The sequence below is a fragment of the Rhodopseudomonas rhenobacensis genome (assembly GCF_014203125.1).
Taxonomy (GTDB): Bacteria; Pseudomonadota; Alphaproteobacteria; order Rhizobiales; family Xanthobacteraceae; genus Rhodopseudomonas_A; species Rhodopseudomonas_A rhenobacensis.
This window is the reverse complement of sequence record NZ_JACHIH010000029.1, coordinates 18,823-32,079: the sequence shown is the minus strand read 5'-3', so window position 1 is coordinate 32,079 and position 13,257 is coordinate 18,823. Positions and strand designations below refer to the sequence as shown.

General features: G+C 66.8%; 8 protein-coding genes and 1 tRNA gene. 5 read left to right on the top strand and 4 right to left on the bottom strand.

The window, feature by feature from the left end; all coding sequences use genetic code 11:
- Window positions 1–105: 105 nt before the first annotated feature.
- Window positions 106–921: a creatininase family protein gene (locus HNR60_RS18780; RefSeq protein ID WP_184260606.1), complete on the top strand. Its 816-nt coding sequence runs from the start codon at window positions 106–108 to the stop codon at window positions 919–921.
- 103 nt (window positions 922–1,024) lie between these two features.
- The gene (locus HNR60_RS18775) at window positions 1,025–1,294 is read left to right on the top strand and encodes a hypothetical protein (RefSeq protein WP_184260602.1); all 270 of its coding nucleotides are present in this window, start codon (window positions 1,025–1,027) and stop codon (window positions 1,292–1,294) included.
- A gap of 56 nt (window positions 1,295–1,350) precedes the next feature.
- Here the strand turns inward: HNR60_RS18775 and HNR60_RS18770 are convergent, their stop codons facing one another.
- Window positions 1,351–2,976, bottom strand: a complete 1,626-nt coding sequence (locus tag HNR60_RS18770; RefSeq protein WP_184260599.1) for an FMN-binding glutamate synthase family protein — start codon at window positions 2,974–2,976, stop codon at window positions 1,351–1,353.
- Between the two features lie 506 nt (window positions 2,977–3,482).
- Between HNR60_RS18770 and HNR60_RS18765 the strand changes: the two genes are divergently transcribed.
- Window positions 3,483–4,433 (top strand): ATP-grasp domain-containing protein, encoded by a 951-nt coding sequence (locus tag HNR60_RS18765; RefSeq protein WP_184260596.1) that lies wholly within the window; start codon window positions 3,483–3,485, stop codon window positions 4,431–4,433.
- 250 nt (window positions 4,434–4,683) lie between these two features.
- Window positions 4,684–7,455, top strand: coding sequence for a PAS domain-containing hybrid sensor histidine kinase/response regulator (locus tag HNR60_RS18760; RefSeq protein ID WP_246433014.1), 2,772 nt, complete (start codon window positions 4,684–4,686; stop codon window positions 7,453–7,455).
- Window positions 7,456–7,645: 190 nt separating this feature from the next.
- Here HNR60_RS18760 and bchO read toward each other — a convergent pair whose 3' ends face one another.
- From bchO to HNR60_RS18745, 3 genes are all read right to left on the bottom strand, one after another.
- Window positions 7,646–8,605 carry an alpha/beta fold hydrolase BchO gene (gene bchO / locus HNR60_RS18755; RefSeq protein WP_184260593.1) on the bottom strand — a complete coding sequence of 320 codons (960 nt, stop codon included), beginning with the start codon at window positions 8,603–8,605 and terminating at the stop codon, window positions 7,646–7,648.
- A 64-nt stretch (window positions 8,606–8,669) separates the two neighbouring features.
- Window positions 8,670–10,631 (bottom strand): c-type cytochrome, encoded by a 1,962-nt coding sequence (locus tag HNR60_RS18750; protein WP_347339358.1) that lies wholly within the window; start codon window positions 10,629–10,631, stop codon window positions 8,670–8,672.
- A 921-nt stretch (window positions 10,632–11,552) separates the two neighbouring features.
- Window positions 11,553–11,629, bottom strand: a tRNA-Arg gene (locus HNR60_RS18745).
- 182 nt (window positions 11,630–11,811) lie between these two features.
- Here HNR60_RS18745 and HNR60_RS18740 point away from each other — a divergent pair.
- Window positions 11,812–13,152 (top strand): pilus assembly protein TadG-related protein, encoded by a 1,341-nt coding sequence (locus HNR60_RS18740; RefSeq protein ID WP_184260587.1) that lies wholly within the window; start codon window positions 11,812–11,814, stop codon window positions 13,150–13,152.
- The last annotated feature ends 105 nt before the right edge of the window (window positions 13,153–13,257 follow it).

The window sequence follows — 13,257 nt, the reverse complement described above, 5'->3', positions numbered from 1 at the left end:
GCTCTGGATCGTTGTTTGAACGTGACGTTTTTTCGAACATCGCGGCAAACAGTGTAAGGACCGGCGCGCCGCTCGGCAAACGCCCGTGGAGAAACCTCTCGACCGATGACAGCCCCCGTTCCTCCGCGCGACTGGACGGCACTTCGCTGGCCGGATTTCACCAAACCGCAAGCCGCGCGCTGGATCGCGGTGCTGCCGCTCGCCGCCACCGAGCAGCACGGCCCGCATCTGCCGCTCGGCACCGATATGTTCATCGCCGAGGCGTATCTGGCGCGGGTCCGCGCGCTGCTGCCGGCCTCGGTGCCGGCGACGTTTCTGCCGCTGCAGCCGGTCGGCATCTCCACCGAGCACCTGGCCTTCCCGGGCACCCTGACGCTGCCGGCCGAGACCGCGATCGCCGCCTGGACCGCGATCGGCGACAGCGTGGCGCGCGCGGGGCTGCGCAAGCTGGTGATCGTCACCAGTCACGGCGGCAACAGCGCCGCTATGGCGCTGGTGGCGCAAGAGCTGCGCGCCCGCCACGGAATGCTGGCGGTGACCACCTCGTGGTCGCGATTCGGCGTGCCGGACGGATTGTTCGACGCGGAAGAATTGCGCCATGGCATCCATGGCGGCGCCGTCGAGACCTCGATCATGCTGGCGCATGCCCCCGAGCTGGTCCGCGCCGACAAGATCGCAAACTTCGCGCCGGCCAGCATCGCGCTCGAGCAGCAGTTTCAAAGGCTATCGACGCAGCGGCCGGCGCCGCTGGCGTGGCAGGCCGAAGACCTGCATCGCAGCGGCGCGATCGGCGACGCGACGAAGGCTTCCGCCGCGGCCGGGCGGCAGCTGATCGAGCACGGCGCCCGCGCGTTCTGCGAGCTGCTCGACGACGTCGACCGCTTCGACCTCGCTCATTTCGGGCATCTCCCAAAGCCGTGATCCAGCGCAGCTAGCATCCTGCAGCGTCGAACCGTTTTGCGAGCGACTCCGACGAAGGGGTATGCGGACCAATCCGGCCGCCTTGCACAGATGGAGACCTCAGATGTCGCTCAAGACCAAATCTGCCGCCGTCGCCCTCGCAGCCGTCGTGGTGATCGGCGGCATCGCGTCGGCCACCCAGGCTGAAGCCAAGGGCCCCGGCCCCGCCTTCGCGGTCGGCGCCGGACTGCTCGGCGCCGCCGTGGTCGGCAGCGCGATCGCCAACAATTCCGGCTATTACTACAGCGATTACGGTTATCGCCGCTGCGGCTGGGTGCGCCAGTACGACGTGTTCGGCAACTATGTCGGCCGGGTCCGGACCTGCGAGTACTGATCGCGTCGTGCCGACCCGTCCGACCACATCCGTCCGGACGGGTCGTCGGCCGCGGACTACAGCGCCGCCGCGAACGAGTCGGCGCGCGCCATGTTCCAGGCCTCGCGGAAGCGGACGTCGCCGGTGCCGTCGATCAGTTCGCCGCGGCGAAGCGACGGATAGAGCCGCGCGAACGAGCGCACTTCGGTGGTCGAAGTGCGCTGCGAGAAATGCACCGGCCGCAGATCCTGCGGGTGATCGAGCCCGGCGGCGGCGATCAGTTCGGACAATGCCAGCAGCATGGCGTTGTGATAATTATTCACCCGCTCGATCTTGTGCGGCACCACCAAAGCCCGGTTGCGGCTGGGGTCCTGGGTGGTGACGCCGGTCGGGCAGCGGTCGGTGTGGCAGCTCAGCGACTGGATGCAGCCGAGCGCAAACATGAAGCCTCGCGCGGAATTGCACCAGTCGGCGCCGATCGCCATCGCACGCGCCATGTCGAAGGCGGTGGCGATCTTGCCGGCGGCGCCGATCTTGATGCGGTCGCGGGCATTGATGCCGATCAGCGCGTTGTGCACGAAGTTGACGCCCTCGCGCATCGGCATGCCGAGGTGATCCATGAACTCCAAGGGTGCCGCGCCGGTGCCGCCCTCGGTGCCATCCAGCACGATGAAGTCCGGATAGATGCCGGATTGCAGCATCGCCTTGCAGATCGCCAGAAACTCCCAGGGGTGGCCGATGCACAGCTTGAAGCCGGTCGGCTTGCCGCCGGACAATCGCCGCATCTCGTCGAGGAACGCCATCATGTCGAGCGGCGTCGAGAACGCCTTGTGATAGGCCGGCGAGACGCAGTCCTCGCCCATGCCGACGCCGCGGATCTTGGAAATTTCCTCCGAGACTTTCGCCGCCGGCAGCACGCCGCCATGGCCGGGCTTGGCGCCCTGGCTGACCTTGAGCTCGACCATCTTGATCTGGTCCTGGCGCGCCACCCGGGAAAACTCCTCCGGGTTGAACGAGCCGTCATGGTTGCGGCAGCCGAAATAACCGGAGCCGATCTGCCAGATCAGATCGCCGCCGTTCTCGCGGTGATACGGGCTGACGCCGCCTTCGCCGGTGTCGTGGGCGAAGCCGCCCTTCTTGGCGCCGCCGTTCAGCGCCCGGATCGCGTTCGGGCTGAGCGCGCCGAAACTCATCGCCGAAATATTGAACACCGAGGCGCAATAGGGCTTGGCGCAGTCCGGCCCGCCGATCATCAGCCGGAACGGCTGTTCGGCATTCGGCCGCGGCGCCACCGAATGGTGCATCCACTCGTAGCCCTCCCGATAGACGTCCTCCTGGGTGCCGAACGGCCGCTTGTCCAGCACCATCTTGGCGCGCTGGTAGATCACTGCGCGGGTGTCGCGGCTGAACGGCATGCCGTCCTTTTCGCTCTCGAAGAAATACTGCCGCATCTCCGGGCGGATCTCTTCCAGCAGGAACCGCAGATGCGCCGAGATCGGATAGTTGCGCAGCACCGCGTGGCTGCGCTGGATCAGGTCGCGAATCCCCAGCAGCGTCAGCGCGCCGAACAAGAGCAGCGGCACGAGCACCAGATCGAACACCTTGGGATCGGCGATGCCGATGCCGAGCAGCACCAGCGTGGCGGCGGCGCAGATCGTCAGCGCGATGAACCGCGGCGAAAACGGCAACAGCAAAGTGTCCATGCAGAATCCTTGGCGGCGATCCGCCCCGACTTGAGGCGCGGCCTCGCGGCATGACGGAGGTCGATCCGTTGAATCGACGTGTGGCTCACCTTGGCCGGCGCGGCGACAGCCATACAACAATTCGCAGGATGCGGGTACTCACCATCCCGTTGGCGGCTGCGTCACAGTGCGGCCTGCGAACCGGCAACCCGATAGCGCGGCCCCGCCGTGATGCAAGCCGCTGTGGCAGTTGCTTTTTTTCAGATGCCCGGCCTCCTGCAGCCGGGCGCAACCGGCGCTTAGCCGAACATCCAGCCCTGTCGATCACGTTGCAGCTTTTCCCGTCAGTCGTTTTGCTCGCCGCGCTCTGTGGCGCCCGCGCGCAAAATTTCGGATAGTGCGAAGCGAGCTTTCCGAGAAGAGCGCTCCGATGCATTCCCGCGTTTGGTTCAAGCCCGCGGCCGCCCCGCGCGATCGCGATCGGGGCGTCCGACTTCAAGCTGCGCGTCCACGTTGAGAGACACACCATGCAATACGCCAACCGAGTCATCGCAACGGTCGTCGAGACCTACTGCAAACAGCACGGCTTCGACGTCGCATTCGGTTTGGACGGCTGGCTGATCGTGATCGACACGGGTCGGATCAAACACCGCATCTACGGATACGATATCGGCCTGAACAGCTCCGTCGTCCATCGCATCGCCAACGATAAATCTGCGACGGCCGAGATTCTGGCATCCTGCGCAATCGACTGCGTTCCGCACGCGCTGTTCATGAACCACAACCAGTTCAAATACGTGCCGACGGGCGGGCACTGGGCGCGCATGCTGCAGATGCTCGGCGAACACCCCGAGGGGCTGGTGCTGAAGCCGAACGAGGGCACCTGCGGCAACCTGGTTTTCAAGGTCGGCAGCGAGCTCGAAATGGAGCAGGCTGCAGCCGCGATCTTCGCGGTCAACCAGAATCTCGCGGTCGCGCCCTATCTTGCTATCGAGCGCGAGGTTCGCGTGGTGCTGCTCGATCGGCAAGCCCTCGTCGTCTACGAAAAGCAGCGCCCGTCGATCGTCGGCGATGGCGTGCGCTCGGCCGTCGAGCTCATCCTCGACAAGGTGCCGGCGGCGCTGCTGGCAGCGACGCTGGCGAACTTGCCCGGAAATCCTGCATCGCTGGATGCTGTAGTGCCGGCGGGGCAGCCGTTCTTCCTGAACTGGCGGCACAATCTGGATCTCGGCGCGGAGCCGCAATTGCTGCAGGACGGCCCGGTGTGGCAAGCCAGCGTCGACATCGCCGCTCGCGCGGCCGAGGCGATCGGCCTCGCCTTCGGGTCGGTCGACGTCATCTGGAACAACGAGGCGCCGCAAATCCTCGAAATCAATTCCGGCGTGATGATCGAATCGCTCGGCCATCGGCATCCCGACATCGCACATCGGGTCTATACCCAGTCGTTGGACAGGCTGGTGCAGCGCCCCGCGCGCTGACGTTTGTCGCGCGACGCGCCGCAGGAGCGCTCCGTCGCGTCCGGGACACGGCGCCGCGCGCGGGCGCGGGCCGAGAAGCTGCGCATTTCCTCGGTCCGCCTTCATCCGGCCTCAACCATCCGTGGCGTTAGGCGCCCTCGCGGCGCGCGCGGGCGGCGACGGGCGTTGACCGGCGGCCGGGGTTGCGGCCTGTTGGCGTGGGCGATCTGTGCTACCGTGCGGGTCCGCTTCCCGAGAGGACCAGACCTGAATGGCGCCATCGGACAGTAAGATCCTCGCCTTTCTGGACATCGAACGCGGCGTGCTGGCCGGTCTCGCGGCCGGACATCCGCTGCACACCGCGTTGCGTGAGCTGTTGCGCGGTGTCGAACCGCTGTTCGGCCCCGAGGTGTGTTGCAGCCTCGGCCTCGCCGATCCGGTGACCAGCCTGCTGCTGATCGGCCTGGCCCCGGATATCTGTCCGCTGGCGCCGGCGCCCGGCGAAAGCGCCGGGCAGGCCCCGGCGTTCTGGTCGACCGCGATCGTCGGCGAGGACGGCACCGCGATCGGATCGCTGGTGATCCGCCATCGCGCCGAGCAGCCCCCCGGCGAGGACGAGCTGGAATTGGCCGCGCTGCTCGCCCGCACCGTCGCGCTGGTGATCGCGCGCGCCAGCGCCGCCAGCGCGTTGCGCGAGCGCGAACACGAATTGGGCCGGGTCCAGACCATCGCCAAGATCGGCGGCGTGGTGGTCGATCTGCGTCACGGCTTTCGCAACGAGCGACGCTCGCCGGAATATCGCGCCATCCATGGGCTGGCGCCCGACGCGGACGACAGCCACGAGGATTGGATCGCCCGGCTGCATCCAGACGATCGCGACCACGCGCTGCGCACCTTTCTCGATGCAATCTCCGGCACCGCCGGCCACTATTCCTCGGAGTATCGCATCATTCGGCCGAGCGACGGACAGATCCGCTGGATCGCCGCCGAAGCGCAGATCGAGCTGGCCCCGGACGGCCGCGCCGAGCGGCTGGTCGGCGTCCATATCGACATCACCGATCGCACGCTCGCCAAGGAGACGTTGCGGGAAAGCGAGCAGCGGTTCCGGCTGATCGCCGACAGCGCCCCGGTGCCGATGTGGGTCAGCCGGCTCGACGGCAAGCGCGCCTTCGCCAACCGCGCCTATCTGGATTTTCTCGGCCTCGACTACGAGGCGGCGCTGGCGTTCGACTGGCGCAACGTGCTGCATCCCGACGATCTGCCGCGGATCCTTAAGGAGCAGATCGCCGGCGAGTCTTCGCTGCAGCCGTTCGTGCTGGAGGCGCGCTATCGCCGCGCCGACGGGCCGTGGCGCTGGATGCGCTCGGAATCGCAGCCGCGCTGGGACGCAGCCGGCAAGCACATCGGCTTCATCGGCGTGGCGCACGACATCACCGCCTCGAAGGAGGCCGAGACCGAGCTGCGGCGGCTCAACGAAACGCTGGAGCAGCGCATCAGGCAGCGCACCGCGCAGCTGCAGGCCAACGCAGCGCAGATGCGCGCGATGTTCGAGACCACCAACCAATATCAGGGCCTGCTCGATCTGAACGGCAACATCGTCCACGCCAACGCCACCGCGCTGGCCGGCATCCGCGCCAGCGTCGGCGACGTGCTCGGCACCCGGTTCTGGGATTCGCCGTGGTTCGCCGCCACCGAGGGGATGCGCGACTGCGTGCGGGGCGCGTTCGTGGCCGCGAAGAAGGGCGACACCGTGCGGACCGAGATGCTGCTGCATCTGCCGATCGGCGACCGCTTCTTCGATTTCGCGATGCGGCCGATCCGCGATGAGCACGGCCGGGTGACGTCAGTGTTGCCCGAGGCGGTCGACATCACCGAGCGCCGCCACAGCGAGGAGGCGTTGCGGCAGTCGCAGAAGATGGAAGCCGTCGGCCAGCTCACCGGCGGCGTGGCGCACGACTTCAACAACCTGTTGACCATCATCCGCTCCGCCACCGACTTCCTGCGGCGGCGCGACCTGCCCGAGGAGCGGCGGCGGCGCTACATCGACGCGATCTCCGAGACCGTCGACCGCGCCTCGACGCTCACCGGGCAGCTGTTGGCGTTCGCGCGGCGGCAACCGCTGACGCCGCAGGTGTTCAACGTCGGCTCGCAGGTCGAGAGCATCGCGCAACTGATCCGTCCCTTGGTCGGCAGCCGGATCCAGATCGCGGTCAATCTCGGCTGTCCGGACTGCTTTGCGTTGGCCGACGTGGCGCAGTTCGAAACCGCCTTGGTCAATCTCGCCGTCAACGGCCGCGACGCGATGAACGACGAAGGCTGCCTCACCTTCGACGTCGTCAAGGCTGATGCTATTCCGGCGATGCGCAGCCATCCCGGGCGCAGCGGCAGCTTCGTCGCGGTGGCGGTGACGGATACCGGGTCGGGCATTGCGCCAGACCGGCTCGAGGCGATCTTCGAGCCGTTCTACACCACCAAAGAGGTCGGCAAGGGCACCGGCCTCGGCCTCAGCCAGGCGTTCGGCTTCGCCAAGCAGTCCGGCGGCGAAATCGAGGTGGTCAGTGCGCTCGGCGCGGGGTCGACCTTCACCATCTATCTGCCGCAGGCCGAGATCCCCGCCGACCAGGCCGACGTCGTTGCGGTCGCGACCGAGGTGACGGCGAGCGGCCGCGGCCACCGCGTGCTGGTGGTGGAAGACAACGAAGACGTCGGCCGCTTCTCCACCGAATTGCTGGAAGACCTCGGCTACGCGATCAGCTGGGTCGGCAACGCCGCGGACGCGCTGGCGGCGATCGCCGAGGACGAGTTCGCCTACGATCTGGTGTTCTCCGACGTCATCATGCCCGGCATGAACGGCGTCGAGCTGGCGACGCTGATCCGCGAGCGCTACCCGGGGCTGCCGGTGGTGCTGACCAGCGGCTACAGCACCGTGCTGGCGGAAAACGCCCATCACGGCTTCGAGCTGATTCAGAAGCCGTATTCGGTCGAGGTGCTGTCCCGCACGCTGCGCCGCGCCATCGCCGACCGCCGCACCACGATGGCGTGACGTGGTGACTTAACGCATTTTCAGTTGGTATCGAAGCATCCAACCCGAATTGAGCCGTCATTCCGGGGCTCGAGCAGCGCCAGCTGCGAGAGAACCCGGAATCTCGCCACATTTCCTGCTGCTGCGAGCGGAGCGAGATTCCGGGATCGCTCGTTCTGACGAACTCGCGCCCGGAATGACATCGAGCAATTTACTCCGCCGCGCCCGCCAGCAGCGGCGGCAGCAGACCGGCGCGGCGGGCGAATTCGATCATCAATTCGCTGACCTCGTAGGGCCGCTCCTCATGGGCGAGATGGCCGAGGCCGGGCATGATGATCACGCTCGAGCCCGGCACCAGCGCGTGCACCCGCGCGGCGTCGTTGGGCGCGATGGTCTTGTCGTTGCCGCCGGTGACCAGCAGCAACTGTGTCAACAGCCGCGGCAATTGCTCGGCGAGCGGCCGCAGCTTCCAGTTTCCCATCATGCGCAGCGCGGAGGCGACGTGGCCCGGGCTGCAGGTCAGCCGGCGATAGAACTCGATGCCGGCGGGGTCGAGCACCGATCCGGTATCGGCGATCATCCGCTCGATGAATTTGTCGCTGGTGGCAAACCGCGCGAACAGCCGCGGCACCAGACGGCTGCCCGCCAGCAATTGTGCGAACGGCGTCATCAACCGGCCGGCCATGCCGCCGATCGGCAGCATGGCGCCGTTGAGGCCGACCAGGCCGCCCGGCGCGATGCTGCCGTCGAGACACATCCGCGCCAGCACCGCGGCGCCGGCGGAATGCCCCGCCACTAGCGCCGGCGCGTGATCGAGCACGCGCAATAGCCCGGCCAGATCCTCCGCCATGCCGTCGAGGCTGAGCCTTTTGGCGTGCGGCGTCTCGGTGAAGCCATGGCCCGGCAGGTCGGGCGCCACCACGGTGAAATGCTGTGCCAACAGCGGCGCCAAGGCTCGCCACGAATGCGTCGCGGCGCCGGTGCCGTGCACCAACAGCAGCACCGGGCCGCGGCCCATCTGCTGCACGTGCCAGCGCAGCCCCGCGGCGTGCACGAAGCGGCTCGACTCGCGGTTCGGCCAATCCTGCCCCTCGCGGTCCCAGTGCGGCTTGCGGTGAGGCTCGGCGCGGCGCGGCGTGGCCGCGCGCGGCTCGGTCGGGCTGAGGCGCATCACATCGTTCTCCTGCGGACTAACTGCGGACAAGAATTCGAATCGCGTGGCGGCTGCTGAGCACTCATCGGCAGCCCTCGCTGGCGTTGTCGGGGCTGGTCCAGGCGGTGTAGACCGCGCAGTCGTCTTTCGAGGGCGGTCGATACGCCTGGACTTTGTCCGGCACCGGCGGCAGCAGCCGCAGATAGGCGGTGAGCGCCATCACGTCCTCCTCGTCGAGATTGGAGAAGTGGTCCCAGGGCATACCCTGCCAATACAGCGGCCGGCCGTTGCGGCTGACGCCGCTGCGGATCGCGCGGCCGATCTCGGCGTCCGACCACGCGCCGATCCCGGCGCCCGGATCCGACGAGATGTTGGCGGTGAACAGCGTGCCGGGCAGCCCGCTGAGTTTCAGGCCGCCGCCGCCGTTCGGCTGATGGCAGAACACGCACGAGGCATTGGTGAACAGATAGCGCCCGCGCTCGACCAAGGCGGCGCGCTCGGCCGGCAGCGCCGAGACGTCGGGCCGCGGCACCGCGCCGAGCGCCTGCTGCGACAGCATCTCCGCCGGCAGCACGCCGAGGATCGGCGTCGAGTAGATCACCAGCCCGAAGCTGCAGCCGAGCACCCCGGTCCAGCTGCGCCGTCCGAGCGGCGCCCAGCCCTGCAGCGGAATCAGCCAAGAGAGTAGCGCCACCCACAGCGCCAGCACCATCCACTGCGCCGCCACCAGCGTGCCCTGGATGCGGGCGAGATCGGCGCCCTTCAGATTGGCGTAGCTGCCGGTGGCGTAAGTGATCGACGGCGGCCGGCCGAGAAACAGGTCGCTCGACCACAGCTTGCTGAAAAACGTTTCGATCGCGCCGAAATGCAGCGGCGGTGGAATCTGATTGTGCACCGCCGGCAGCGTCTTCAGGTAGCGCGCGATCGCCATCGCGTCGGACTGCGAGATGTTGTGCAGAAAGATCCACGGCATGCTGAACACGTTGAGCAGCCGGCCGTCGTCGGTGCGGCCGTCGCGGATCGCCCGCACGATCTGTTGCTCGCTCCAGCGCCCTAACCCGGTCTCCGAATCGGAGGTCAGGTTGCGGCTGACGAACACGCCTTGCGGATGCGCGCCGACCCGGGTGCCGCCGGCGAGATAGTGCTCGTCGCGATAGATCCCCTTGGCGCTGACCTCGGTGTGGCACAGCCCGCACATCCCGGCGCGTACCAGATAGCGGCCGCGGGTCAGCGCATCCTCCGACTGCCCCGGCCCGGCCAGCACGCCGCCGGCGTCGCCCGGCGCGGCGCGGCGCCGCGAGTCCAGGAACGCGACGAGATCCCAGCGATCGCTCGCCGGCAGATCGGCGAATGACGGCATCGGCGAGGTCCCGAGCCCGGTGGTCAGCCGCAGAAATACATCCTGCGGCCGCGCGCCGCCGCGGAACGTCCAGGGCGCGGTGAGATCGCGGCTGTTCACCGGCTGGCCGAGCGCGTCGGTCATGGTGGCGCCGCCGCGCAGATCGGCGCCGTGGCAATTGCCGCAGCCCTGCTCGCGATAGAGCTGCTCGCCATGCGCGACGTTGGCGGCGGTCACCGGCGGCCGCTCCGGCACCACGACGGGCGCGGCTTGCGGCGCCGGCGTCGTGCGCAACGCTTCGACATAGCCGACCACGTCGTCGATCTCGGTCGGCGTCAGCACGTCGCGAAAGAACGGCATCGCGCTCGCCGCCAATCCATCGGCCACCACCTTGCGCACATCGGCCGTGGTCGGCGCGGCGTCGTGCGGCGTGCTCTTGTACTTAAACGCGGCGGTGGTGAGATCGCGCGGCCGCGGGCTCATCGACGGCGCCGCGGCGCCGTTGCCGCGGCCGTCGGGGCCGTGGCAGATCGCGCAATTCTCCAGATAGACGCGCTGACCGTTGGCGGCGCCGGGCGGCACCATCGCGGTCGGCGGCCATTCGACGTCGCTGTATTGCGAAGGCTCCGGCTGCCAGGTCGACGCCGGCGCATCGTAGCCGTAATGCGCGATCAGCGAGCGGGACACATCGAGCACCACATACACAGCCAAGGCAGCTACGCTCCACCACAGCAACGACCGCGGCATCCATCCCGCGACGCGAACACTCGGCGACGGGAGGCGCTTTGCAGTCGTCATCGTGTTCGTCCCGCCTCCTCGATTGTCGCGTGTCGTTTCGCTCATCGTCGGATGCGACGACGCGAACTGATCACGGCTTGCAAATGTCGCTGAGGCAGCAGAGTTCCCGCCGCAGCACCGCCGAAAACTGATTCTTCTCGCCGCCGGTATTGGTTTATAGGAAGCGTCGAGAAACCGGCGCACGTCCAAAAACGACCATCGTCAGGCTTCGCCAAATCAACTGATAGTGACGAACGCAACGCATCGCGAAAATGGACACATCGCGACGCGTAGTTGCACGCGAAAGCTGACATTTCGCGATCGAATGACCGCCGCGCTTGACACATCGCGTGTCAGAAATGCGAGACACCGCGCAGCGCGCACTAACTAATCACCAGGCCCGGAACGGAATGCTTGTCATGGTGTTCGAATCACCAGAACGTCGGAGCGAGATTAGCTCACCTTGCCGCTTCAGCGGGCCAGGACGAATCCTAGGTCGCTGCGAAAAAAGCAATGTCGCTGATCTTTGGTGCCTATGATGATCGTCGCCAGCCGCCGCTCTGCAGCGATGACGAACGGAGAAGCCGCTATGAAAATGTCCCACTTTGCCAACTTCCTGATCATCCTGGTCGGCGGCGCGGCGCAGGAGGTCGCGAGCGCGGTGCGGCGTGGCTTGCGCGGCCGCGACGCCCGCCCCGATTGAGCTGAACTGGATTGAGCTGAATTGGATTGAGCTGAACTGCGCGGCAAATTGCGGTGGGGACGGTGGCCTGCGGCGGCGGCCCTGCCGCACAGACTGGCCGCGAAGCCTGGCCGCACAGACTGGCCGCAAAACATGCCGAGCAGAGTTGGCGATCCCGGGATGACTCGAACATCCGACCTACGGTTTAGGAAACCGCCGCTCTATCCGGCTGAGCTACGGGACCGCACGCCCGGCGCGCCGGGCTGAAAATCTCATATCAGAGCCGCTCGGGGATCGCCACCCCGACCGTGCGCCGCCGCCAACCGCCGGCTCCCGCCGAACCCCGTTCGGGGCGGGATTTGGCTTAAGGTTTATTTAGCCGGCGCGCGCTATCCTGCCTGCATTTGAATGATGCGGGCTCGGGGCATGGCACACCCTTTTTCGGAGCTGTCCGGCAGATTTCGCCGCGACAGCCGCGGCAACATCGCCATCATCTTTGCGCTTGCGCTGCTGCCGGTGTTGCTGGCGATCGGCTGCGCCGTCGATTACGGCCGCGCAGCGCAGATCCGCAGCAAGATGCAATCCGCAGCCGATGCCGCCAGCGTCGGCTCGGTGTCGAAGGCCTCGCCGGCGTTCGTCGCCGCGGGCGCGATGACGACGGATGGACCGATCGCGGTCGGCGGCACCGATGCGACCAACATCTTCAACGGCAACATGGCCGGGCAGTCCGGCTACACGCTGAACGCCGTCAACGCCACCGTCAGCAAGTCGGGCGCGATCTTGACCTCGACGGTGACGTTCTCCGCCCAGGTGGCGACCACCTTCATGAATATCATCGGCCACCGCACGCTCGCCATCGGCGGCACCTCGGTGTCGACCTCGAGCATGCCGGTGTACATCGACTTCTATCTGCTGCTCGACAACTCGCCCTCGATGGGCGTCGGCGCCACGCCGGCCGATGTCGACTTGATGGTCAAAAATACCCCGGACAAGTGCGCCTTCGCCTGCCACGACGTCAAGGACGAGAACAATTACTACAAGCTTGCGAAGAAACTCAAAGTCACGACCCGGATCGACGTGCTGCGCGACGCGACGGAGAAATTGATGGTCACCGCGGCCGACACCGCGGTCTATCCGAACCAATTCCGCATGGCGATCTACGACTTCGGCGCATCGGCGCAGACCGCGAGCCTGCGCAGCCTGTTCTCGCTGTCGTCGAGCCTGAGCAGCGCCAAGACCGCGGCCGGCGACATCGATCTGATGAAGGTCAGCAACCAGAATGACAATAACGACCAAGACACCAGCTATTCCACCTTGCTTCCGGCGATCGACAAGCTGATCGCCGCTCCGGGGCCCGGAACCTCGGATTCACCGCAGAAATACCTGCTGTTTGTGTCCGACGGCGTCGCCGACGAATACAACCCGAGCTGCCTGAAGAAGCGCAACGGCAATCGCTGCCAATCGCCGATCAATCCGGCCTTGTGTAAGGCGATCACCGACCGCGGCGTCAAGGTGGCGGTGCTGTACACGACGTATCTGGCGTTGCCATTGAAGCAAGTGGACGGCACCCCGTCCTGGTACGCGACCTGGATTGACCCCTTTAACAAGGGTCCCTACGGCCCGTCGCCGAACAGCGAGATCGCCAACAACATGAAGGCCTGCGCGTCGCCGGGATTCTACTTCGAAGTCAGCCCGACCGACGGCATCGCCGACGCCATGAATGCGATCTTCAAGAAGGCCGTCGCCGACGCGCGGATCACCAGCTGATCCGCGAGGTCACGGCGCCGGGTTCGGCTGCGACCTTGTGCTGCATGGCAATAACGCGTCCGCACAAATTCGGCGTCGCGCCGGCGGCAGCGTTCGCCTTGTAAA